General features: G+C 67.6%; 22 protein-coding genes. 14 read left to right on the top strand and 8 right to left on the bottom strand.

The window, feature by feature from the left end; translation table 11 throughout:
• Positions 1–6: 6 nt before the first annotated feature.
• The gene (locus K3A84_RS13335; protein WP_225009830.1) at positions 7–1329 is read right to left on the bottom strand and encodes a sensor domain-containing diguanylate cyclase; all 1323 of its coding nucleotides are present in this window, start codon (positions 1327–1329) and stop codon (positions 7–9) included.
• 113 nt (positions 1330–1442) lie between these two features.
• Positions 1443–2117: a YggS family pyridoxal phosphate-dependent enzyme gene (locus K3A84_RS13330; protein ID WP_225009829.1), complete on the bottom strand. Its 675-nt coding sequence runs from the start codon at positions 2115–2117 to the stop codon at positions 1443–1445.
• Positions 2118–2139: 22 nt separating this feature from the next.
• Between K3A84_RS13330 and K3A84_RS13325 the strand changes: the two genes are divergently transcribed.
• From K3A84_RS13325 to K3A84_RS13315, 3 genes are all read left to right on the top strand, one after another.
• Positions 2140–2667, top strand: coding sequence for a thiamine phosphate synthase (locus tag K3A84_RS13325; RefSeq protein WP_225009828.1), 528 nt, complete (start codon positions 2140–2142; stop codon positions 2665–2667).
• A gap of 85 nt (positions 2668–2752) precedes the next feature.
• Positions 2753–5179, top strand: coding sequence for an FtsK/SpoIIIE family DNA translocase (locus K3A84_RS13320; RefSeq protein WP_225009827.1), 2427 nt, complete (start codon positions 2753–2755; stop codon positions 5177–5179).
• Positions 5180–5340: 161 nt separating this feature from the next.
• A complete protein-coding gene (locus tag K3A84_RS13315) occupies positions 5341–5766 on the top strand; it encodes a hypothetical protein (protein ID WP_225009826.1) in 426 nt (141 codons plus the stop codon).
• On the opposite strand, the gene K3A84_RS13310 is transcribed toward K3A84_RS13315, so the two are convergent.
• Positions 5729–6190, bottom strand: coding sequence for an Lrp/AsnC family transcriptional regulator (locus tag K3A84_RS13310; protein ID WP_225009825.1), 462 nt, complete (start codon positions 6188–6190; stop codon positions 5729–5731). The genes K3A84_RS13315 and K3A84_RS13310 overlap by 38 nt on opposite strands.
• 134 nt (positions 6191–6324) lie before the next feature.
• Between K3A84_RS13310 and ald the strand changes: the two genes are divergently transcribed.
• Together ald and K3A84_RS13300 are read left to right on the top strand one after the other, a co-directional pair.
• On the top strand, positions 6325–7440 hold the full coding sequence (gene ald, locus K3A84_RS13305; RefSeq protein WP_225009824.1) for an alanine dehydrogenase: 1116 nt from the start codon (positions 6325–6327) through the stop codon (positions 7438–7440).
• Between the two features lie 102 nt (positions 7441–7542).
• On the top strand, positions 7543–9207 hold the full coding sequence (locus tag K3A84_RS13300; protein WP_225009823.1) for a sensor domain-containing diguanylate cyclase: 1665 nt from the start codon (positions 7543–7545) through the stop codon (positions 9205–9207).
• A gap of 6 nt (positions 9208–9213) precedes the next feature.
• Here the strand turns inward: K3A84_RS13300 and K3A84_RS13295 are convergent, their stop codons facing one another.
• The gene (locus K3A84_RS13295) at positions 9214–9612 is read right to left on the bottom strand and encodes an acyl-CoA thioesterase (protein ID WP_225009822.1); all 399 of its coding nucleotides are present in this window, start codon (positions 9610–9612) and stop codon (positions 9214–9216) included.
• Positions 9609–11693: a S9 family peptidase gene (locus K3A84_RS13290; protein WP_225009821.1), complete on the bottom strand. Its 2085-nt coding sequence runs from the start codon at positions 11691–11693 to the stop codon at positions 9609–9611. The genes K3A84_RS13295 and K3A84_RS13290 overlap by 4 nt, the downstream gene beginning before the upstream one ends.
• 72 nt (positions 11694–11765) lie before the next feature.
• Here K3A84_RS13290 and K3A84_RS13285 point away from each other — a divergent pair, with 72 nt between their 5' ends.
• The 5 genes from K3A84_RS13285 to K3A84_RS13265 all read left to right on the top strand — a co-directional run bounded on the left by K3A84_RS13285 (position 11766) and on the right by K3A84_RS13265 (position 17099).
• Positions 11766–13565: an aminopeptidase P family protein gene (locus K3A84_RS13285; RefSeq protein ID WP_225009877.1), complete on the top strand. Its 1800-nt coding sequence runs from the start codon at positions 11766–11768 to the stop codon at positions 13563–13565.
• A gap of 73 nt (positions 13566–13638) precedes the next feature.
• Positions 13639–14010, top strand: a complete 372-nt coding sequence (locus K3A84_RS13280; RefSeq protein WP_225009820.1) for a VOC family protein — start codon at positions 13639–13641, stop codon at positions 14008–14010.
• Positions 14011–14255: 245 nt separating this feature from the next.
• A complete protein-coding gene (locus tag K3A84_RS13275; protein WP_225009819.1) occupies positions 14256–14879 on the top strand; it encodes an EF-hand domain-containing protein in 624 nt (207 codons plus the stop codon).
• Positions 14880–14911: 32 nt separating this feature from the next.
• Positions 14912–15655: a response regulator gene (locus K3A84_RS13270; protein WP_225009818.1), complete on the top strand. Its 744-nt coding sequence runs from the start codon at positions 14912–14914 to the stop codon at positions 15653–15655.
• A 7-nt stretch (positions 15656–15662) separates the two neighbouring features.
• Positions 15663–17099, top strand: a complete 1437-nt coding sequence (locus tag K3A84_RS13265) for a sensor histidine kinase (RefSeq protein ID WP_318248309.1) — start codon at positions 15663–15665, stop codon at positions 17097–17099.
• 6 nt (positions 17100–17105) lie between these two features.
• Here the strand turns inward: K3A84_RS13265 and K3A84_RS13260 are convergent, their stop codons facing one another.
• Entirely contained in the window at positions 17106–18680 is a 1575-nt protein-coding gene (locus K3A84_RS13260; protein WP_225009817.1) for a helicase HerA-like domain-containing protein, read from the bottom strand.
• A 142-nt stretch (positions 18681–18822) separates the two neighbouring features.
• Here K3A84_RS13260 and pabB point away from each other — a divergent pair, with 142 nt between their 5' ends.
• The 4 genes from pabB to arfB are packed head-to-tail and all read left to right on the top strand — an operon-like array spanning position 18823 to position 22853.
• Entirely contained in the window at positions 18823–20610 is a 1788-nt protein-coding gene (gene pabB, locus K3A84_RS13255; RefSeq protein ID WP_225009816.1) for an aminodeoxychorismate synthase component I, read from the top strand.
• Positions 20611–20617: 7 nt separating this feature from the next.
• Complete coding sequence (locus K3A84_RS13250) at positions 20618–21790, top strand: pyridoxal phosphate-dependent aminotransferase (RefSeq protein ID WP_225009815.1); 1173 nt, start codon at positions 20618–20620, stop codon at positions 21788–21790.
• On the top strand, positions 21787–22440 hold the full coding sequence (locus K3A84_RS13245) for an RluA family pseudouridine synthase (protein WP_225009814.1): 654 nt from the start codon (positions 21787–21789) through the stop codon (positions 22438–22440). Before K3A84_RS13250 ends, K3A84_RS13245 begins: the two co-directional genes overlap by 4 nt.
• Positions 22437–22853 (top strand): alternative ribosome rescue aminoacyl-tRNA hydrolase ArfB, encoded by a 417-nt coding sequence (arfB, locus tag K3A84_RS13240; RefSeq protein WP_404823156.1) that lies wholly within the window; start codon positions 22437–22439, stop codon positions 22851–22853. Before K3A84_RS13245 ends, arfB begins: the two co-directional genes overlap by 4 nt.
• A gap of 12 nt (positions 22854–22865) precedes the next feature.
• On the opposite strand, the gene K3A84_RS13235 is transcribed toward arfB, so the two are convergent.
• Positions 22866–23072 carry a hypothetical protein gene (locus K3A84_RS13235; RefSeq protein ID WP_225009812.1) on the bottom strand — a complete coding sequence of 69 codons (207 nt, stop codon included), beginning with the start codon at positions 23070–23072 and terminating at the stop codon, positions 22866–22868.
• A 7-nt stretch (positions 23073–23079) separates the two neighbouring features.
• Complete coding sequence (locus tag K3A84_RS20390) at positions 23080–23400, bottom strand: hypothetical protein (RefSeq protein ID WP_263626279.1); 321 nt, start codon at positions 23398–23400, stop codon at positions 23080–23082.
• Between the last annotated feature and the right edge of the window lie 82 nt (positions 23401–23482).

The following is a 23482-nucleotide window of genomic DNA, read 5'->3' as shown; positions in this document are numbered from 1 at the left end:
GGCGCGTCAGCGCCCCGTGACCGCAAGGCGCGGGGCCGCGCCGCCTTCGCGGCCGGCGCGGCGTTCGGCGGCGCAGACCCGGTTCTTGCCGCCCTTCTTGGCCGCATAGAGCGCCGCGTCCGCGATCGGAACGACATCCGCAGCCGACGTCGCGGTTTCGGGAATCGCGCCAACGCCGAACGAGGCGCTGATGCGGCAGGCGTGGGCTTCGCTGAGAAGCTCGATACGTTCGCGCAGCTGTTCTGCTTTTTCCATCGCATCGTCGAGCCCGCAGTCCGGCAGGATGGCCAACAGTTCCTCGCCGCCATAGCGGCACAGCACGTCCGATGGTCGCAGACCCCCGACCAACTGGGCGGCCACGTCGCGCAACACCGCATCGCCCTTGGCATGGCCATGCTCGTCGTTGAGCGTCTTGAAGTTGTCGAGATCGAGCATGATCACGGCAGTGCTGGCGCCACCACGCGCGCCAAGCGACACGAAGCGCTCCAGCGCGTCTTCCATGTAGCGGCGGTTGTACAGGCCGGTCAGCGGATCGCGCAGCGACTGGGTGCGCAACTTTTCGCGCAAAGCGATGTTGGACAGCGCGAGCGACATCGAATCCGCCAGCGCCCGGCCAAGTCGGCGCACGCCAACCAGGCGCTCGAACGCGCCTTCCTGGTCCTCGGGCAGCAGGATCAGCAGTCCGTGGACCTGACCGCAGGCCATCATCGGGATTTCCACCGTGGCGGACTGGCTGGCGTGGTGGGCGCAGCACAACGTCGCCTCACCCGGCGCATTGACCTGCGGCTTGCCGCGCTTCAGCGCCCAGCAATTGTGCGGCGAGAGCGTTTCGGGCGCGACATAGCCGTCGGGAAGGTCCCACGACTTGGCAAGGTCCAGCCGGTCGCGCGAATTGTTGAATACGTAGAGCGCTGCCCCATAGCGCGGGAGCAGCCTGCGCGCCGTTGCCATCAGCACCGCGCTCGCATCGTCATAGGTTTCGGCTGCCTGCAGCATGTCGGTCATGGCGAACAGTTCGGTGATCTGGATGCGGCTTTCGTGGTTCGCGCGCGAATATTCGCGCTGGCGGGCGCGGACGGAAAGTGCGATGCGCCGCAGCACCAGATGCATCAGGAAGATCGCCAGCAGGGCGACCAGTGCGATCCAGGCCAGGTCATCGTGGTAGATGTCGGCAACCACCAGCGTCGATGCCACGGTCAGCGCCACCAGGGCGTGCGCCGCAAGGCTTGCCATGTGCAGCCGATCGAGCAGCGCATTGCCGCGCCGCAACTGCATCCGTTCGTCGGTATCGTACGGAACGCTGGCCATGCCGGATTCGAACTCGCTCAACGCAATCTCCCTCACCACGCCGCATAGCGGGCGAAGACGGGGGATCGGTTAAGGCCGCCGGTGGGCAAACCTTGGGTGGCGCATTACGCCAAGGTTAACCGCGATGGCGCGTTTCAGCGCGCCCCGAACAGCGCCGAGCCGATGCGGACGTGGGTGGCGCCGAGCGTCACCGCTGTCTCGAAATCGTCGCTCATGCCCATCGACAGCTTGGCAAGGCCATTGTCGGCGGCGAGCTTGGCCAGCAGCGCGAAGAACGGCGCGGCCTCTATCCCGGCAGGTGGCACGCACATCAGGCCCTGCACCGGCAGGTCGGCCGCGCGCGCTTGGGCCAGCAGTGCGGGGACATCGGCGACGGCGCAGCCGCCCTTCTGCTCTTCCGCGCCGATGTTCACCTGCACGAACAGCGGCACGCGCTTGTCCAGCTTGTCCATCGCGCGGGCGAGCGCGGTCAGCAGCGAGGGGCGGTCCAGCGAATGAATGCAATCGAACAGCGCGACCGCGTCCTCTGCCTTGTTCGACTGGAGCTGGCCGACAAGGTGCAGCGCCAGGTCGGGATGGGCTTCGCGGATCGCGGGGAACTTGGCCTGCGCTTCCTGCACGCGGTTTTCGCCGAACACGCGCTGGCCTTGCGCGATCAGCGCCAGCACGTCTTCGACAGGCTTGGTCTTCGAAATCGCCACCAGCGTCACGTCGGCGGCATCGCGGCGCGCGATCTTCGCGGCCTGCGCGATGCGGGCGCGCACATCGTCGAGCGGGGAGAGCGAGGGGGAGGCATCTGGCGCGGTCATGGCGCGGTGCTATAGCGCGGGCATGGCGAAGCGCCACCCCGTCCTGCCGCCACGGCGCCTGCTGCTGTCCGATGCGCGCAACGATGCCGTGCTGGCCCGCGCCATCGCTCGCCTGCCGCACGGCGCCGGCTTCGTGTTCCGGCACTATCACCTGCCCTTACGCGAGCGCGATGCCCGCTTTCGCGCGCTGGCGCGGCTGTGCCGGGCGCGGGGCGTGGTCGTGCTGGCGAGCCGCCCGCAACGTGGCTGGCGGATCGACGGCGTCTATGGAGGGGCGGACGACGGGCTCGGCACGGGCTTGCGCATTCTCACCGCGCATTCGCTGCGTGAGATCCGCGAGGTCTCCCGCACACGTGCCGACGCCGTGCTGCTTTCGCCGGTGTTCCCCACGCGCTCGCATCCCGGCGGGACGGTGCTGGGCCCGGTGCGCTTCCTTCTGCTGGCGCGGCGTTCGTGCGTGCCGGTGCTGGCGCTGGGCGGAATGACCGCAATGCGCGCCGCGCGGCTGCCGGTCCACGGCTGGGCCGCGATCGACGGGCTTTCGGCTTAGGAAAACCACGCTGGAATCCCGTGGATTCTTGACGGTGACTCCCCTTCGAGCGCATTATGTTCCACAAGGAACGGAAGGGATCGCAATGGCTAGCCGGGCACTATCACCTGCGGGGGCGTCCCGGGCGCGCACGGCTTCCGGTGCACGCGGCGACTGGCGCGCGATCCTGCGACGCAGCCTGCGCCGCAGCGCCGAGCTGATCGGTGGTGCGACACTGTTCGCCGCGCTGGTGTTCCTCGCGCTCGCGCTCGTCAGCTATACCCAGACCGACCCTTCCGGCAGTACCGCTTCGGGCAGCCCAGTCGAGAACTGGATGGGCCTGCCCGGTGCCTGGACGGCCGAGCGCGTGCTGCTGTTCTTCGGCCTGCCCGGTGCGCTGCTGGTGCCGCTGCTCTACGTCTATGCTCGCCGCCTGTGGGATGCCGCGGGCGATCTGATCGACGAAGGCCCCGACGACGAGGACGAGGATCTGTTGCCCGAACCGGCATGGTGGCGACAGGCGTTCCATCTGGCGCTCGCGATGGCGCTGCTCGGCACGACCGCGTCGCTTGCCTTCACCGCGCCGGGCGGCACGCTTCCCGCAGGCGTGGGCGGGCTGACCGGCCTGCTGGGCGCCGCCGCGATCCGCAGCGCGGCCCATCTGGCGCCGGCGATCGAGGGTTGGATCATCCTAGCCCTCGCGCTCGTCACGTTGGGCCTTGGCGCTTTTGCGGCCAGCCGCGTCTTTGCGTTCGAATGGGCGCGCCTGCTTGCGATCCCGGGGGTCCTGCGCCGCGTCCCCGCCTCGGTGGTCCCCGATTCGCCCGAGGGGCTGACCGCGCCTGCGCGCAAGCCGCGCCCGCCCAAAGCGGCCGAGCCTGCCGCCATCTTCGCCGAGCCGGAAGCGGACTCCGCCGCCGCCGCGCGCCGCCCGACCGAGATCAGCGATCCCAGCCGCCCGCCCGTCGCCGCGCCCATTCCCGGCGGGGCGAAGCTGCGGCAGGGTGACCTGTTCGACAAGTACGAGCTGCCCTCGACCGGCCTGCTGGAAGAGCCAGCGCCCAATTCTCAGCCCAAGATCGACAAGCTCGCGCTCGAACGCAACGCGCGCCTGCTCGAAAACGTGCTCGACGACTTCAACGTCAAGGGCGAGATCACCGCCGTTCGCACCGGTCCGGTCGTGACCATGTACGAGCTGGAGCCCGCGCCCGGCATCAAGGCCAGCCGCGTGATCGGCCTCGCCGACGACGTCGCCCGCAACATGAGCGCGATCTCGGCGCGCGTTTCCTCGATTCCGGGGCGCAGCGTGATGGGTATCGAGCTGCCCAATGCCGTGCGCGACATGGTCTCCTTCCGCGAGCTGGTCGAATGCGACAAGTTCGCCAGCTCGAAGGCGCTGCTGCCGATCATCCTGGGCAAGGACATCGCGGGCGAGCCCATCGTCGCCGACCTTGCCACCATGCCCCACCTGCTGGTGGCGGGCACTACCGGCTCGGGCAAGTCGGTCGGGCTCAACTGCATCCTGCTCTCGCTGCTCTACCGCCTGACCCCTGCGCAGTGCCGCCTGATCCTCGTCGATCCCAAGGTGCTGGAACTCAAGTCCTACGACGACATTCCGCACCTGCTCTCGCCCGTGGTCACCGAACCGGCCAAGGCGGTGCGTGCGCTGAAATGGGCGGTCGAGGAGATGGAGCGGCGCTATCGCCAGATGTCCTCCATCGGCGTGCGCAACCTGACGGGCTTCAACGAAAAGGTGCGCGCCGCCGCGTCCAAGGGCAAGCCGCTGGGCCGCCGGGTCGAAGTGGGCTTCGATCCCGAGACGGGCGAGCAACTGTTCGAGGAACAGCAGCTCGATTACCAGGTGCTGCCGCAGATCGTGGTCATCGTCGACGAACTGGCCGACCTTATGGTCACCGTCGGCAAGGAAGTCGAAGTGCTGATCCAGCGGCTCGCGCAGAAGAGCCGCGCGGCGGGCATCCACCTGATCATGGCGACGCAGCGCCCCTCGGTCGACGTCATCACCGGCGTGATCAAGGCCAACCTGCCCACCCGCATCAGCTTTGCCGTGACCAGCCGCATCGACAGCCGCACGATCCTTGGCGAACAGGGCGCCGAACAGTTGCTGGGCAAGGGCGACATGCTCTACAAGCCCAACACCGATCCGATCAAACGCGTCCACGGCCCCTTCGTCAGCGACGAGGAGGTCGAGCGCGTGGCCGATCACTGGCGCAAGCAGGGTAGCCCCGACTACGTCGATTCGGTTACCGAGGAGCCCGAAGATGGCGGCTTCGGCTTCGACGATCTCGACGCCACGGCTTCGGACAACCCCGAGGAGCGCAAGTATCGGCAGGTGTGCCAGCTGGTGTTCGAAAGCCAGAAGGCCTCGGCCAGCTGGATCCAACGCCAGATGGGCGTGGGCTACAACACCGCGTCCAAGTGGATCGAGCGGATGGAGGCCGACGGCTTTGTCGGCCCCTCCAACCACGTCGGCCGTCGCGAGATCTATCGCGACAAGGACGGCAATCCGCTGTGAGGTAGCCAGGGCCGGAAGCCCCCCTTAACCATCGCTTGCGCCCGCCGTCCTTGGGCTTGGACCGGCGGGCAGGTATTCTCCTCCCTCGTCTCCCACCGGCTTGCCGGTCCGAATGCCGCCGTCCTCCGACCACCGTTTGGCGCGGCGATGAGGAGAGCGCTATGCGAGCCCTGACCCAATGCTGGTTCACCCGTCTGCACCGTCCCGAACGCCGGATTGAGCACGATGACGACGGATCGCACCTTAGCCAGTGCCGCTATTGCGCGCGGCGCATCGTCAGCTGGGATCGCGATTCGTGGTATCTCGCAGACGGCTTCAACGTCTCGCGTCTGGCAGAAACCGTCGGCGCGCGTTCGCTGACGCTGGTCGACGTGACCGAGGAAATGGTGCTCCACCGCTTTTCCGTCTCGCACCTCAATGACGAGGAGGCGATTACGGCCTTCAAGCGCCAAGTTGCCGAGCGGTTCGGGCTGGACGAGCCGGGCAGCCCGCTGCGTCTGCTCGACAGCGCGGGCCATGCACCTGGACCGCCTGCGCGCAATCGCCGGGTCAGGCCCGCCGCACCGGATAACCCGCAAAGCGCTTGATCCTGCGCAGCGAGAAGCTCGACCGCATGGCCGAGACGCCCGGCAGGCGGGCGAGGCAATCGCGGTGGATCGCATCGTACTGTTCCAGGTCCGCCGCCGCCACGCGCAGCAGGTAGTCGGCGCTGCCGCTCATCAGGTGGCATTCGAGGATGTCGTCGAAATCGCCTACGGCGCGTTCAAAGCGGTCCATTGCCTCCCGGCTCTGGCTGGTGAGCGTGATCTCGACGAAGACTTCGACCGAAAGCCCCAGCTTTCGAGGATCGAGCCGGGCGGCATAGCCTTCGATCACTCCACGTTCTTCCAGCGCGCGTACGCGCCGGTGGCAGGCCGAAGGCGAGAGCGCCACCTGTTCGGCCAGTTCCGCGATCGAGCGCGACGAATCGCGCTGCAGCGCCTCGATCAGCGCGATGTCTGCACGCTCCACGCAAGAACCTTCCGAAATTTCCGGGTGGAAAGAGAATATTTCCCATTCAAGCATTCAAGCAAGTCCCAATCAGGTGAAACATTGCGCCTTTCTGCGCGTATTCTCCTCGCCACATCGAATTGGGGAGATCCACCATGCGCGTCGGCACCGTTCGCGAGATCAAGAACCACGAATACCGGGTGGGCCTGACCCCCGAGAGCGCGCGCGAACTGGTTGCGCATGGTCACCAGGTCTGGGTCGAGACCGGCGCAGGGCTGGGCATCGGCGCGACCGACGCTGATTACGCAGCCGCCGGCGCGTCGATCCAGCCCGATGCCAAGACGGTTTTTGATGCCTGCGAGATGATCGTGAAGGTCAAGGAACCGCAGGCAATCGAGCGCGCCATGCTGCGTGCAGGGCAGGTGCTCTACACCTACCTCCACCTCGCGCCCGATCCCGAACAGACCGCCGATCTGGTGAAGTCCGGCGTCACCGCCATCGCCTACGAGACGGTCACCGGCCCCAACCATTCGCTGCCGCTGCTCAAGCCGATGAGCCAGGTCGCGGGGCGCATGTCGATCCAGGCGGGCGCGACCGCGCTGGAAAAGGCGCATGGCGGGCGCGGCGTGCTGCTGGGTGGCGTACCGGGCGTTTTGCCGGGCAAGGTGGCGATCATCGGCGGCGGCGTGGTGGGGTTCAATGCCGCACAGATGGCGGTGGGGCTGGGCGCGGATGTCACCGTTCTGGATCGAGATCCCGACGCGCTTGAACGGCTCGGCATCCACTTCGAGGCGCGTGCCAAGACGCGCTTTTCGAATCGCGCCAACCTCGCGGCGGCGGTGGCCGAGGCTGACCTCGTGATCGGCGCGGTGCTGATCCCCGGCGCGGCCGCCCCCAAGCTGGTGACGCGCGAAATGCTCGGCACGATGAAGCCCGGCGCGGTACTGGTCGACGTGGCGATCGACCAGGGTGGCTGCTTCGAGACCAGTCATGCCACGACCCATGCGGACCCGACCTACATCGTCGATGGCATTGTGCACTATTGCGTCGCCAACATGCCCGGCGCTGTGGCGCGCACCAGCACCTATGCGCTCAACAACGTCACCCTGCCGCACGCGCTGCGTATCGCCGATCTGGGGTGGAAGGAGGCGCTGCGCTGCGATCCGCACCTTGCGGCGGGGCTCAACGTCCATGCCGGGCAGGTGACCTATGAAGCGGTCGCGCGCGAACTCGGCTACGAACACATTGCAACCGAACTCGTTCTAAACTGATTTAACTTCGAATAAGACATGACGTTCTATGAAGGCGTCATGTCGGGGTACAAGAAGCATCGAGGGGGCATTTTGCGACGGTTCGTCGCAATGTGCCTCGCCGTGCTTCTTGCACTCGTGGGATCGGGGGGCGCCGTGGCCGCCCCGTTGCCCGTTGCCGAAACCTGCCATGCGGGCGCACGGCTGGACGAAAGCGCGGCGCAGATCGCACAAGGGCGCTGGCGCTGCCGCGATGACAACTACTCGATCACCGACGACGTTGTTTTCGTCCGCTTCCGCCTGCTGCCCGCCGGGCAGGCCCCGGGCGCGGCAGGGTTCGTCACCCACGCCTCCACCTTCGAAAGCATCGACCTGACGGTGATCGACGCCGACGGCACCAGCCGGGCGGCGCACATCGACGCGGCGCAGGTCCACCATATGGGCGTCGGGCCGCTGATCGCCGCAGCACTGCCTCCGGTGCATGACGACAGCCGTTTCGTCATCGCGCGCATTGTTGCGCCCTGGTCCAAGACGCTGGCCAGCGATGCCAGGCTCGACACCATGCCGATGGGCAGCGGGTGGAGCCTCGGTAAGATCGTGGCGGTGGCGGCGATCGGCGGGATGCTGCTGGTGCCGCTGCTGCTCAATGGCGGTTTCTGGTTCGTGCTGCGGCAGTCCTACGTGGTGTGGCACACGGTGCTGATCTTCACGATGATGGTGCAGGCGCTGGTCGGCACCGGATTTATCCATATCCTCGGCGACCTGCCGATCTTCATGGAAGGGGCAATATCCAGCTTCTGCTACGGGTTGATGGGGGCGAGCGCGCTGAAGTTCGGCGCGACCTTCCTTGAACCCGAGGTGTTGAGCCGCCGGACGAAGGTGGCCATGAGCGCCACGGCAATGGTCACGCTCGCCTGTGGAGTCGTTTCGGCACTGCCCTTCGCCTGGCTTCGGCCCTACTCCACGATGCAGATGTACCTCGGCATGGGTCTGGCGCTCGTGATGATCGTGGTGGGGGTGGTCGAGGCCTGGCGGCGGGGCAGTCGCCTTGTGTGGTTCCAGATCGTGGGGTCGGCCCCGGCCGTTGCCGTCGCGCTCTATCGCGTGGCGCTTTATATCCTGCCGGATGGACACCCCACCAATTCGGTCGCCGCGCAGCAACTGGCGCTGGCGGTGGAGGTTATCGCCAGCTCGATCGGCATTCTCAGCCGTTTGTTCGAACTGCGTCGCCAGCGTGACAGCGCCACCGCGCTTGCGCTCGAACTTGAAGGCGTCGCCGGGCGCGATGCGCTGACGGGCCTGTGGAACCGCCGCTCGATCGAACGCCGGTTCGATGATCTGTTCGCCAAAGGCTTCCGCACGATGGCGGTGCTGGATCTCGATCACTTCAAGGCGGTCAACGACCAGCACGGCCACGCCATGGGCGATGCCGTCCTCCGCTCGGTGGCGGCGGTGCTGGCCAGCGATGCCGACACCCGCGCGGTGCGGATGGGTGGCGAGGAGTTCCTGCTGTTGCTGCGCGGGCCCGACTCCGCCGAACGCGCCGAACGCCGCCGCCGCGCGATCAGCGCGCGCATCGCGGCCGACCTGCCGGGGCTCGACCGGCTGGTCACCGCGAGCATGGGACTGGTCGAGCACGATACGCGTGGCGATCTCGGCGCGCGGTTCGAAGCGCTCTACGCTCATTGCGACCGCCTGCTCTACGAAGCCAAGCGCTTTGGCCGCAATCGCACCATGCGCGAAAAGCTTACGGCATTCGCCATTCCCGAAGCGATCGCCGCGTCCTGAGCAGGGTCAGGCGGGAAGGAATGGCGCGGCCACCTCGGCGGGCACGCGCAGCAGCCGTCCGCTTGCCTTGTCGAGCAGCGCCCAGGTAGTTTTGGCGCTGACGATCACCTTGCCGCCTGCATCGCGGAATTCGACGCAGCGGTCGAACCGTGCGCCGCTGGGGGCGTGGGGGATGAAGGTCTCGGCGGTGACGCTCTCGCCGTCGCCGATGTTGCCGCGATAGTCGATTTCGTGTCGCGTCACGACCCAGACGTACGCCGCCTGATGGTCGGCGGGCGCTACGGCCTCCCAGTGCGCCACGGCCAGTGCTTCCATCCACTGCACCCACACCGCGTTGTTGACATGGCCCATCACGTCGATGTGTTCGGGCCCCGCGGTGAAGGTGAGGGCATGGCGGCTGCTCAAGCGGGAACTCCCAGTTGCCACAGCACGAAGGCGAACTCCTCGGCCACTTCCTTCAAGCTTTCGAACCGGCCCGACTTGCCGCCATGCCCTGCGCCCATGTTGGTCTTGAGCAGCAGTTCGCTGTCATCTGTCTTCAGCTCGCGCAGCTTCGCCACCCACTTGGCCGGTTCCCAATAGGTCACGCGGGGATCGTTCAGGCCTGCCGTCACCAGCAGCGGCGGATAGGCCTGGGCGCGCACCTGATCGTAGGGCGAATAGGAGCGGATCAGCTCGAACGCCGCCTTGTCCTCGATCGGGTTGCCCCATTCGGGCCATTCGCCCGGCGTCAGCGGCAGGCTTTCATCGAGCATCGTCGCCAGCACGTCGACGAAGGGCACGTGCGCCACCACGGCGCCGAACAGCTCGGGGTCGGAATTGATCACCGCGCCCATCAGTTCGCCGCCCGCCGAGCCGCCCGAGATCGAGATGCGTCCGGCTCGCGTGAAGCCGCGCTCGATGAGCCCCTTGGCCACGTCGACGAAGTCGTGGAAGGTGTTGGTGCGCTTCTCCAGCTTGCCGTCCTTGTACCAGCGCCGCCCCAGATCGTCGCCGCCACGGATATGCGCGATGGCATAGGCAAAGCCGCGATCGACGAGGCTGAGCCGCGAGGTCGAGAAGCCCGGCCCGATGGCGATGCCATAGGCGCCGTAGCCATAGAGGTGCAGCGGGCCTCCCGTCGGTCGATCCTTGCGCCACAGCACCGACACCGGCACCGCCGTGCCATCCCGAGCGGTGATTTCCAGCCGCGCGGTTTCATAGAGCGAGGCGTCGTAGCCGCTCGGGATCTCCTGCACCTTCAACAGTTCGAGCCGCTTGTCGGCGACGTGGTAGTCATAGACCGAGGCCGGGCTGACCATCGATTCATAGCTCACCCGCAACTTGTCGACCGCCCATTCGGGATTGTCGGCCAGCCCTGCTTCATAGCTCGCCTCGGGGAACGCGATCGGCTCGATCCGCGTCGGATCGTCGTAATAGCGCACCTCGATGCGATCCAGCCCGCGAGACCGGCCTTCGACCACGTAGAAGTCGCGGAACAGCTCGAACCCGGTCAGGTAGAAATCGTCGCTACCCTCGATCAGCGTGGTCCATTCGCCGGGACGGTCCAGCGGAGCAGTGGCGAGGCGGAAGTTCTCGTGGGTGTCGTTGGCGTGGACATAGAGCACGCCGTCGCGCTCATCGACGTCGTATTCCACCCCCGCCAAACGCTCGCGCACGAGGATCGGCGGCGCCAGGGGATCGTCGGTGGGCACCAGCCGCACTTCGTTGGTCTCGTGGTCGCCGGTCGACAGGATCAACCATTTCTCGTTGGCCGAGAGCGCCGCGCCGGCGCGAAAGCCTTCGTCGTCCTCGTGGTACAGTTCCACGTCCTGCTCGACCGGCTGGCCCAGCCAGTGCAGCCGTACGTTGTCCGTGCGCCAGCTCTCGTTGGCGAGCGAATAGACGATGCCGGTGTCGCCCTTCACCCAGATCAGCCCCGAATTGGTACCCTCGATCACGTCGGGCAGCACCTCGCCGGTGGCCAGCACCTTGATCCGCGCGGTGAAGCGTTCCGAGCCGTTGTCGTCCACCGCCCACGCCAGCTTCGTGCCGTCGCTCGAGACCGAGATCGCGCCCAGCCGGAAGTATTCGTGCCCCTCGGCCAGCGCCACTTCGTCTAGGATCAGCTCATCCGCGCTGCCATCGTCCGCCGCGCCCACGGGCCTGCGCCACCACTTCTTGTATTCGGCGCCTTCCTCGAACGAGATCCAGTAGAGGAAATCGCCATCCTTCTGCGGCACCGAGGTGTCGGCTTCCTTGATCCGCGCACGCATTTCGGTGAACAGCTTGTCCAGCACCGGCTGGTGCGGCTTCATCCGCGCCTCGAACCACGCGTTCTCGGCTTCGAGGTGCGCCAGCACCGCCTTGTCGGCCACCTCGGGATAGCCCGGATCGCGCAGCCAGGCGTAGTCGTCGGTCACGGTCACGCCGTGGTGCGTGAAGCTGTGGGGCTTCTTTGCGGCGACAGGTGGGAAGGCGGGGGCGGCAGGGGTGGTCTGTTCCATCCCTCGCATCTATGTTCCCCGCATCACGCCCGCAAGGCGGCACAAATTCCGACCAGGACAAGACTCATGCTGATGCACACCCATGAAGCCCGTCTCGACGCGCTGCGCAAGCAACTGGCCGCGCAAGGTCTCGATGGCTTCGTCATCCCCATCTCTGACGAACACATGAGCGAATATGTCGGCGCCTATGCCCAGCGCCTCGCCTGGCTGACCGGCTTCGGTGGTTCGGCGGGCACCGCCGTCGTATTGAAGGACAAGGCCGCGATCTTCGTTGATGGCCGCTACACGTTGCAGGTGCGCGATCAGGTCGATGGCCGCTTCTGGGAGTACCAGTCGGTCCCGCAGACCTCGGTCGCCGCCTGGCTGGGCGAAAACGCGCCCGAAGGCGGCAGGATCGGCCACGATGCCTGGCTCCATTCGCGGGGCTGGGCCGAAGGTGTGGCCAAGGCTTTGGCCAACCGCGGCGCTAGCCTCGTTGCGGTGGAGCACAATCCGGTCGATGCGGTGTGGGAGGATCGCCCTGCGCCCTCCCTCGCCCCGGCGCTGGTCCATGCGGACCAACATGCCGGGCAATCGGGCACTGAAAAGCGCGCCGCCGTTGCCGAATGGCTTGCCGCCAACACGCTCGACGCCGTGGTGATCTCCGCGCTCGATTCGATCGCCTGGCTGCTCAACGTGCGTGGGCGCGACGTAGAACGCACGCCGGTCGCGCTCTCGTTCGTGCTGGCCCATGTGGATGGCACGGCGGACCTGTTCATCGCGCCCGAAAAGGTCACGCCCGACCTCGTCGCGCACCTCGGCAATGCCGTGCGTATTCGCGATCGCGCCGCCTTCGTGAGCGCGCTTCAGAGCCTTGCGAACAAGCGCGTGGGGGTCGATCCCGAACGCGCGGTCGCCGCGATCTTCACGCTGTTGGAAAAGGCCGGGGCGACGGTCGTGCCGCTGACCGATCCCACCGTGCTGCCCAAGGCGATCAAGAACCCGGTCGAACAGGCGGGGCACAAGGCCGCGCAGGCACGCGACGGGGCTTCGGTCGCCCGCTTCCTCCACTGGGTCGCGACCACCGCCCCGCAGGGCGGCGTCACCGAACTGGCCGCCTCGGACAAGCTGGAGGCCTTCCGTGCGGAGGGCGGCCTGTTGCGCGACTTGTCGTTCGACACGATCTCGGGGGCAGGACCCAATGGAGCGGTCGTCCACTACCGCGTCAGCGAGGAAACCAACCGTCCGCTCGAACCCAACAGCGTCTACCTCGTCGATTCGGGCGGGCAGTACGTCGATGGCACCACCGACATCACCCGCACCGTCTGGATTGGCCCGGATGCCCCGCCCGTCGAGGTGAAAGATCGCTTCACCCGCGTGCTCAAGGGCCACATCGCGCTCGCGCGCGCGGTCTTCCCCAGGGGCACCGCCGGCAGCCAGCTGGACGTTCTGGCGCGGCAGTTCCTGTGGGATGCGGGCCTCGACTACGCGCATGGCACCGGACACGGCGTGGGCAGCTTCCTGTCGGTCCACGAAGGGCCGCAGCGTATCGCCAAGGCCGGGGGCGGGCAGGCCGGAACCGGGCAGGATCTGGTCCCCGGCATGATCCTTTCGAACGAGCCGGGCTACTACAAGACCGGCGAATACGGCATCCGCATCGAGAATCTGATCCTGGTCGAACGCCGCGAGATCGCCGGGAGCGAAGGCGAGTTCTACGGCTTCGAGACGCTCACCCACGTGCCGATCGACCGCGCGCTGGTTGAGCCTGCCCTGCTCACGGCAGAGGAGCGCGCGTGGTGGAATGCCTACCACGCAGCCACGCGCGCAATCCTCGCCCCCCAGCTTTCGGGGGAGGACCTCGCCTGGCTGGAAGCGGCCTGCGCACCGCTGTGACAGGGCGCTTGCGACGCTGAATGTTCGTGATACGTTCTCCATATAGGCCGATTCGGCCGGATGGAGAACGATCATGATCGGATATGTCACGCTGGGCACCAGCGACCTCGCGCGCGGGGCCGCCTTCTACGATGCCATCGCCGCCGAAATGGGCGTCGGGCGCATGATGGAATGGGACGGGGCGATCGCCTGGGGCGCGCCCGGCGGCGGGGCGGGGATCGGGCTGACCAAACCGTTCGACGGCAACCCCGCCAGCGTGGGCAGCGGCGTGATGGTTGCGTTCGAAGCGAAGGACAAGGAGCAGGTCGATCGTCTCCACGCCATCGCGCTCGCTCATGGCGGCACGTGCGAAGGCGCGCCCGGCCCGCGCGGCGACGGCGGGTTCTATGCCGCCTATTTCCGCGATCCCGATGGCAACAAGCTCAACGCCTTCGTGATGGGCTGAGCCGGGCGCAGCTTGCGCGGCGATGAACCGTGGCGCACGTCGGCGACAAACTGCGACAATAATCCGCTTATCCTGGCATAGTCGCGCGACAAGGCGTACCTATATCAGGGTTCAAGGAAGTTGCGGCGGACGGTCATTCCAGTCCCCCATGAATCGGGCGGCGGAGCACTCCCCCTTCATTCGCCGCCCAGCCGACCCCGCAGCTTCCTCCCCCTTCTTTTCCAACCTGTTGGAGTTCCATCGCCATGAAGAAGCTCGCACTTGGCCTTTCCGCCGCCGCGCTCGCGCTCGGTGCGGGCGGGCTCTATGCCGCCACGCCCGCGCCGATGCACCATGGCGCCGACGCTGATGGTGACGGCGCGATCACCTGGGCCGAAGCCAAGGCCAAGGCGGACGAGGCGTGGACCCGGCTCGACGTCAACAAGGACGGCAAGCTCGACCAGGCCGACCGCGACGCCAAGCTGGTGCAGAAGTTCGACGAGATCGACACCAACCACGACGGCGCGATCAGCCGCGACGAGTTCATCGCACACCACCGTGGCATGATGGAGCACAAGGACGGCCCGATGGCGATGGACGGTCCTCCGCCCCCCGGCGGCATGGGTCAGCACGGCATGGGCGAGCACCGCATGGGCGGCCACGACATGATGGGTGGCATGATCGCGATGATGGCCGATGCCAACAAGGACGGCACCGTCACCCGCGCCGAATACGATGCAGCGGTGAAGGCGCACTTCGACAAGGCCGACGCCAACCACGACGGCAAGATCACGCCGGAGGAACGCCGCGCCGCGTTCAAGGCGATGCGCCCGCACGCCCGTGACGGAGAACCGATGGGCGACATGCCCCCGCCGCCTCCGGGCGAGTGATCCCCTGCTGAACTTGCGCTAAGCCCGACGGCATGATCGAAACCACGCCCACCCGTGTCCTGCTCGTCGACGACGAACCCGCGCTGCGCGAGCCTCTGGCGGACTACCTTGTCCGCCAGGGCTTCGTCGTCACCCAGGCCGGCACTGCCGCCGAGGCGCGCAGCCGACTGGTCGAGGGCCAAGGAGAGCACCGGCCCGACATCGCCCTGCTCGACATCATGATGCCGGGCGAGGACGGCCTTTCGCTTTGCCGCCATCTGGTCGAGGCGCGGCGTCTGCCGGTCATCTTCATCACCGCGCGGGGCGAGGCTACCGACCGCATCGTCGGGCTCGAGATCGGCGCCGACGATTATGTGGTGAAGCCTTTCGACCCGCGCGAGCTGGTCGCTCGCATCCGCAGCGTGCTGCGCCGCGCCGCGCGCCAGCCTGCCGAGCCGAACGACGCCGTGGTCTATCACTTCGAAGGCTGGAGTCTCGATCCGCTCAAGCGCCGCCTGACTGATCCCGAAGGCGCAGGCGTTGCCATTTCCTCGGCGGAGTTCCGCCTGCTCATGGCCTTCCTCGACCATCCGCGCCAGGTGCTCGACCGCGACCGCCTGCTCGACATGGTGCAGGGCCGGGAGGCGCACCTGTTCGACCGCGCCATCGACAATCAGATCAGCCGCCTGCGCCGCAAGATCGAGGCCGACAGCCGCAATCCCCAACTCGTGCAGACTGTCTGGGGCGGCGGCTACATGCTCGCCGCCGAAGTGCGCAAGCTGCCCGCGACGGACTGACGCGCGGGTGGCCTCGCTCTCGTACCGCATCCGCCGCCTGCCAGTCTGGCCGCGCAGCCTGCAAGGGCAGATGCTGCTGGCGCTCGCACTGGCTTTGATGGTGGCGCAGGGCATTTCCTCCGGCCTGATGTGGCGCGCCCAGCACGAGCGGCATCTCAACGGCATGGTCAACGCGCTGGCCTTTCGTCTGCTCGGCCAGCCTGCGCAGGACGGGCCGCCTGACGGGCCACCGACCGAGGCGCGTGACCGCCGTCCCCCGCCCGACGACGGCTTCCGTCTGCCCCGCCGCCTGCGCCTGCGCGTCGAGCGCGACTTCGCCCCGGTGCCGACCGATCACCGCCGCCACGATGCCGAAGGCGCGCTGCACGAAGTGCTCGAGGCGCAAGGCCTTCCCGCCGCGCAGGTCGTGGTGGTCGAGCGCGCGCTGATCGCAGATCCCGAGCTGACGGACTGGGTTGCACGCAAGCGAGCCCAGCAGGCAGCAGGCGATCCCCGCCGCGTGATCGTGGCTGCGCTGCGTCAGAACGACGGCGGCTGGCTGGTCGCGCGCGTGGTGGTCCCGGCAGACGAAGGACGCATCCTCGCCTCGATCCTGTTGCAGACGCTGTTCACGTACGTCGTGCTGGTCGGCGCCACCGCGTTGATCGTGCGCCGCATCGCCCGACCGCTGAAGGCGCTGACCCGCCGCGTCGATGCGTTCGCCGCCGACCGCTCGCTCGATGGCCAGCTCGCGCCGCAGGGGCCGGAGGACGTCCAATTGCTGATCGAGGCGCACAACGCGATGGAGCAGCGCATCGTTTCACTGCTCGATGAAAAGGACGTGATGCTGGGCGCGATCGGCCACGACCTCAAGACCCCGCTCGCCGCGCTGCGCGTGCGGATCGAGGCTGTGGACGATGATGCCGAGCGCGCGCGCATGGCCGCCACGATCGAGGACATCACCCGCTCGCTCGACGACATCCTCTCGCTCGCGCGCGTCGGCCGTCCGACCGATCCGGTCGAAAGCACCCAGCTGTCCGCGCTGGTAGCCGACGTGGTGGGCGAATACGAGGACATGGGCGAGGACGTCGATCTCGCCGACACCGAGCGCCTGGTCCTGCCGCTGCGCCCCACATGGCTGCGGCGCGCGTTGCGCAACCTCGTCTCCAATGCGCTGCGCTATGGCGCGCGCGCGCGCGTCTCGCTCCGTCGCGACGGACGCCATGCCGTGCTGCGCGTGGAGGACGACGGCCCCGGCATCCCCGAAGATGCCATAGCGCGCATGATGGAACCGTTCACCCGGCTGGAAGCTTCACGCAATTCGGCTACCGGCGGGGCAGGGCTGGGCCTCGCGCTGGCCCGCGCCATTGCCGAACAGCACGGCGGCAACCTCACGCTCGCCAACCGGCGTCAAGACGGCACGATCGTCGGCCTCACCGCCGAGCTGCGCCTGCCCCTGTCGTAAGCGCGTTCAGCGCAACAGGCCGCCCAGCAGCCCGCGCGCAAACCGTCCGAACGCCGCGCCGCCGATCTGCGTCGCCACCGTGCCGACCACGGCGGAAAGCCCCGAGGAGACGGGCGAAGCGCGCGACTTCTTGCCCATGATCTCTGCCGCGATCACTGCGCCCGCCGAACTTGCCACCGCACCCACGGCGGCCTTGCCGGCCTTGCCCCACAGGCTGGGCGACTGACGCGCGGTGCCGCGCTGCGCGACTTCGCCCTGTTCTTCCACCTGCTGCGCGGCGGCGGCGGCATCGCTCGCCTTTTGCGCCAGCACTTCGGCGGCGCTCTCGCGGTTCACGGCGGTATCGTACTTGCCCTCGAACGGGCTGATCGACTGGATCACCGCGCGTTCCTTGGGGCTGACCGGCCCCAGCCGCGAGCGTGGCGGCGCCACCAGCGTGCGCTGAACCACACTGGGCGCGCCATCGGCATCAAGCGTGGAGACCAGCGCCTCGCCCACTTTCAGCTCGGTGATCGCCTTTTCCACGTCGAGATCGGGATTGATGCGAAAGGTTTCGGCGGCGGCCTTGATCGCCTTCTGGTCGCGCGGGGTGAAGGCGCGCAGCGCGTGCTGAACGCGGTTGCCGAGCTGGCCTGCGATCTTTTCGGGGATGTCGATCGGGTTCTGCGTGACGAAATAGACGCCCACCCCCTTCGACCGGATCAGGCGCACCACCTGCTCCACCTTCTCGAACAGCGCCTGCGGGGCATCCTCGAACAAGAGGTGCGCCTCGTCGAAGAAGAACACGAGGCAGGGCTTTTCGGGATCGCCCACTTCGGGCAGCGCTTCGAACAGTTCGGACAGCAGCCACAGCAGGAACGTGGCGTAGAGCTTGGGGCTCTGCATCAGCTTTTCCGCCGCGAGCACGTTGACCATGCCGCGCCCCTGGTCGTCCACCTTCAGGAAGTCGTTGATCTCGAAGGCGGGCTCGCCAAAGAAACGGTCCGCGCCCTGCGATTCGAAGGCGAGCAACTGCCGCTGGATCGTGCCGACGCTGGCCTTGGAGACATTGCCGTAGCGCGTGGCAAGTTCACTCGCTGCTTCCGCGCAGGCGACCAGCACCGATTGCAGGTCGGCCATATCGATCAGCAGCAGGCCATTGTCGTCGGCGTATCGGAACGCGATGTTGAGCACGCCTTCCTGCGTTTCGTTCAGCCCCAGCAGCCGCGCCAGCAGCACCGGGCCCATTTCCGAGATCGTGGTGCGGATCGGATGCCCGGCCTCGCCATACAGATCCCAGAACACCGCCGGATTGTCGGCATAGGCATAGTCGGTGATGCCGACTTCCTTCGCGCGCGCCTCCAGCCTGTCGGCGTTCTTGAAGGTGGGGCTGCCGGGCATGGCGATTCCGGAAAGATCGCCCTTCACGTCGGCCATGAATACCGGCACGCCCGCGCGGCTGAACTGCTCCGCGATGCCCTGCAGCGTCACCGTCTTGCCCGTGCCGGTCGCGCCCGCAACCAGCCCGTGCCGGTTCGCCCGATCGAGCCGCAGCACCTGCTGCTGCCCATCCGCGCCAAGCCCGATCACGATCTCGCCCATGGGTATTGTCCTTCGCTGCCTTGTGCCCAAGGTCTAGGCCGCAGGCGGCAGTTTGCAAACGGGGAACACGCCGCATGGGCACCATCCCGCACGCCCCCTTTTGCATCCCCGCCGTCAAACGGCTAAGGCGCGCGACACCCTCATGCGCGCGCCCTTCATTCTTCTCGACGATGCCCGGCAGACCGGCACCAGCCCCTCTCGGCTCTACACCGACGCGCGCGAGATCGTCGTCGCGCGCCGCGCGCACGAGGTGGACGACGCGCTTGCGCGCATCGCCGCCACGCCGGGGGATTGGGCGGGCTTCATTGCCTACGAAGCGGGCCTTGCGCTCGAACCGCGACTTGCCCCTCTGGCCCATGCCAAGACCGGCGCGGGCGGGCCGCTGGTGTGGTTCGCGCGCTTCGATGGCTGGCGGGAGCTGACGGGCGATGAGGTCGAGGCGTGGCTGGCACGCGAAGCCAGCGGCCCCGGTCGGCTTGGCCCGCTCGATCCGCAACTCAGCACCGGCAGCTACGGCGCGGCCTTCGCGCGTATTCAGGATGCCATCCGCAGCGGCGACATCTATCAGGCTAACCTCACCTTTCCGCTCGGCGGAACATGGGCGGGCGATCCGCTGGCGATCTACCGCGCCATCCGCGCCGATGCGCGGGCCGGGTACGGCGGGCTGATCTGGGACGGCGCGCACTGGCACCTCTCGTTCTCGCCCGAACTGTTCTTTTCGGTCCGCGATGGCGAAGCCACGGTGCGCCCGATGAAGGGCACCGCGCGGCGCGGTGGCACGGCGGCGGAGGACGAGGCCCTGCGCGAAGGGCTGGCCGCCAATCCCAAGGATCGCGCCGAAAACCTGATGATCGTCGACCTGATGCGCAACGACCTGTCGCGCGTGGCGCAGGCAGGCTCGGTGCGGGTCGAGGCCCCCTTCGCGGTCGAGACCTATCCCACCGTCCACCAGATGGTGACGACCGTGCGCGCCCGGCTGCGGCCCGAAACCAGCGCCGCCGACCTGCTGCGCGCGATCTTCCCCTGCGGCTCGATCACCGGCGCGCCCAAGATCCGCGCGATGGAACTGATCGACGAAGTGGAGCGCGATGCCCGCGGGGCTTACTGCGGTGCGGTGGGCCGCTTGGACAGCACTGGCGATGCCGCGTTCAATGTGGCAATCCGGACTCTCCGCCTTGTGCCCGATCATCGGGATGCGCAGGGAGGACGCGCCACCATGGGGGTCGGATCGGGCATCGTCGCCGATTCCACCCTGGCGCGCGAATGGCGCGAATGCGTGGTGAAGGGGAGTTTCTTGCGTCTGTCCGCCGGCAATGCCGATCTGATCGAGACCATGGCCTTCGACCCGGCCAGCGGAATCGCGCTGCTCGAACTCCATCTGGAACGCCTGAAGGCGAGCGCCGCCGAGCTTGGCTTCAGCTTCGATCGCCACGCGGTGCGCAACGCGATCCATGCGCTGTGCTTCGATCTGGATGCCCCGGCCAAGGTGCGCCTGCTGGTGTCGCGGCAGGGCGCCCATGCGCTCGAAGCCGCGCCGATGCCGCCGGCCTTTGCCGGCCCCGTCGCCTGCATCGCGCTGCCGCTGCCCGTTTCCAGCGGCGACTGGCGTCTGCGCCACAAGTCCACCGATCGCGGCTTCTACGAAGAGGCGCTCAAGGTCGCCAAGCGCTCCGGCGCGGGCGAGGCGCTGCTGGTGCGCGACGATGGCCTTGTCACCGAAGGCAGCTTCACCAACCTGTTCGTCGAACGCGATGGCCGCCTGCTCACCCCGCGCGCCGCAACCGGCCTGCTGCCCGGCGTGCTGCGCCGCAGCCTGATCGAGGCGGGCCGGGCCGAGGAAGCGGACCTCACGCTCGATGATCTTTCCGGCGGTTTCTTCGTCGGCAATGCGGTGCGCGGCCTTTGTCCCGCACGGCTCCACGGCGAGTAACTCCCTGATGACACACCAGCTTTCCGCCGCGCTGTCGCGCATCGCGCCCTCGCGCACCACCGCCATGACCGACCGTGCGATGGAACTTCGGCTGGCAGGCAAGGACGTGATCTCGCTCTCGGTGGGCGAACCGGATTTCGCGACGCCCGCCCACGTGGTCGAGGCCGCCAAGCGCGCGCTCGATGCGGGCGACACGCGCTATACCGCCGTCGCGGGTACGCCCGCGTTGAGGAAGGCCGCCGCGCTGCACTTCGAACGCGATCTGGGGCTGGTGGTGCCGCCGTCGCAGGTCATCGTCAGCGCGGGTGGCAAGCAGGCGATCTTCCACGCGCTGCTCGCCACGCTCGATCCGGGTGACGAGGTGCTGGTGCCCAGTCCGTGGTGGGTGAGCTACCCCGAAATCGTGCGCTTTGCCGGGGCAAGCGTGGTGGACCTGCCGACCACCGCCGCCAGCGGTTTCCGCATCAGCGCCGATCAGCTCGAAGCCGCGATCACGCCGCAGACGCGCTGGCTGCTGCTCAACAGCCCCGGCAATCCCACCGGCGCGACGTATCCTGCCGAAGACATCCGCGCGCTGGGCGAGGTGCTGCGTCGCCACCCGCGCGTGCTGGTGATGAGCGACGATATCTACGCGCCGCTGCGCTATGTCGAAGGCGCGCACGCCACGCTGGCCGTCGAATGCCCCGATCTTGCGACCCGCGTGCTGACCGTCTCTGGCGTGTCGAAAAGCCACGCGATGACGGGTTTTCGCATCGGGGTTGCCGCCGGGCCGCTCTGGCTGATTCAGGCCATGGCCAAGCTGCAATCGCATTCGTCGGGCAACCCGGCCTCGATTTCGCAGGCCGCCGCCGTCGCCGCTTTCGAAGGACCGCAGGATTTCCTGATCGACTGGCGCGAACGCTTCCGCGCGCGGCGGGACAGCGTGGTCGCCGCGATCAACGCGATTCCGGGGCTTTCCGCCCCCGTGCCCGATGGCGCGTTCTATTGCATGGTCGATGCCGCGCCGCTGATGGCGCGCTTCGGTGATGACGATGCGCTGGCGATGCACCTGCTCGACCATGGCGTCGCCATCGTACCCGCCTCGGCCTTCGGTGGCCGCGACGGTTTTCGCATTTCCTTTGCCGCAGACGAGGCCCAGTTGGCCGAGGCGTTGCGTCGTATCGCCGGAGCCGTTGCATGATCGATTTTTCCATTCTGTTCGAAGACGGCGAAGCGCTGGTGATCGACAAGCCCGCCGGGCTGCCGCTCGACCGCCCGCGCGCTGGCGGGGTGAGTCTCGAGGACTACCTCGACGAGCTGCGCTTCGGGTTCCAGCGCCCGCCGGTGCCGGTCCACCGTCTCGACCGCGACACCTCGGGCTGCCTGCTGCTGGCGCGCAACCCCAAGGCTCTGAAGCGGTTCAACGCCGCTTTCGAGGCGCGCAGTGTCACCAAGGTCTATCTAGGTGTCGTTCAGGGCGCTTTAGGTGCCGCTGAAGGCACCATCGATCTGGCGCTGTCGAAGATCAGTTCCGAGGCCGAGGGCTGGCGGATGATCGCAGCGAAGAAGGGCAAGCCCGCGCGGACGCACTGGAAGGTTCTGTCTGAAAACAATGGCTTGTCGCTGGTCGAGTTCCGCCCCGAAACCGGGCGCACCCACCAGATTCGCGTCCACGCGCTCACCGGATTGGGCCATGCGCTGGTCGGCGATCCGATCTACGGTGACGGCACCGGCGCGGCTCGCACCCTGCTCCACGCGCGCGCCATCGAAGTGCCCCGCGACGGCAAGCCGCCGGTGGCGGCGGAATCCCCGATTCCCGAAGATTTTCAAGATCTTGGCTTTACCCTGTGAGCTTGGCCGAGGCTCTCGTTGCGCGGGCCATGGACCTGGTCGAGGAAAGTTTCATCGCCTCGGCCGGTCCCGGCGGACAGAACGTCAACAAGGTGGCCACCGCCGCGCAATTGCGGATCGATGTCTTCGCGCTGCGCCTCCCGCCGGAAATCTTTCATCGTTTGAAGGAGTTGGCGGGTTCGAAGATGACCGCCAAGGGCGAGATCGTGCTGACCGCGCGCAGCTACCGCACGCAGGAACAGAACCGCGAGGATGGGCGCAAGCGGTTGGCGGACCTGCTGCGCGAGGCCTGCAACCTTCCGCAAAAGCGCGCGAAATCAAGGCTTAACCGCGTGGGCAAGACCGCGCGGCTGGAAGGCAAGAAGAAGCGCGGCGCGGTGAAGGCCGGGCGCGGCAAAGTAAGCTTCGACTAGGGTCAGCTTCGACTAGGGAGTCGCTTCGCCTGCCGGAACGCTCGCCAGTTCGGCGGGGACAGTCGCTTCGACGAGCGGCGGTTTCGGCCTGTTTTCAAGCCTTTCCGCCGCTGCGTCGAGCGCCTTGGCCTCGCCCACGGTCACGCCGCCGGGGCCGGGGTCGGTGTCCTTGGAACACCCGGCCAGCACCAGCGGAAGGATCAGGAAGGCGAGGCGCATCAGCGACTTACTGCTGCGGCGCGGGCTTCTCGGTGCCAGTTTCGGCAGCAGCGGCAGCGGCGCGGGCGGCTTCGGCGGCGGAGACGGCGCTGTCGGCGGCGCTCTTGGCGGCATCCTCGGCGCTCAATGCGGCCTGCGAGGCGTCGGCGGCGGGGGCTTCCTTCTGGGGGGCCGGGGCGGCGGCGGACGGTTCGACCGCGGGCAGGTCGTCGGCCGGCATCTCGACGTTGTCGGCCGCGGCTTCCTGCGAGGCGTCGTCGGACTTGCCACAGGCGGCCAGGGACAGGGCGGCGGCCGCGGCAAATGCGGTGATCGCGAACTTCTTCATCGGGTCCCTCTCGAACGATTTCATGGACTTGGACAGGCATGATGCCCGCTTGCGCCGTTTCTATCGCCGCGTCTGCACAGAG

Origin of the sequence: Novosphingobium percolationis, from assembly GCF_020179425.1 — a bacterium.
Lineage (GTDB): Bacteria > Pseudomonadota > Alphaproteobacteria > Sphingomonadales > Sphingomonadaceae > Novosphingobium > Novosphingobium percolationis.
Note: the sequence above shows the minus strand (reverse complement) of the source record. Positions and strands in the feature narration are given on the sequence as shown.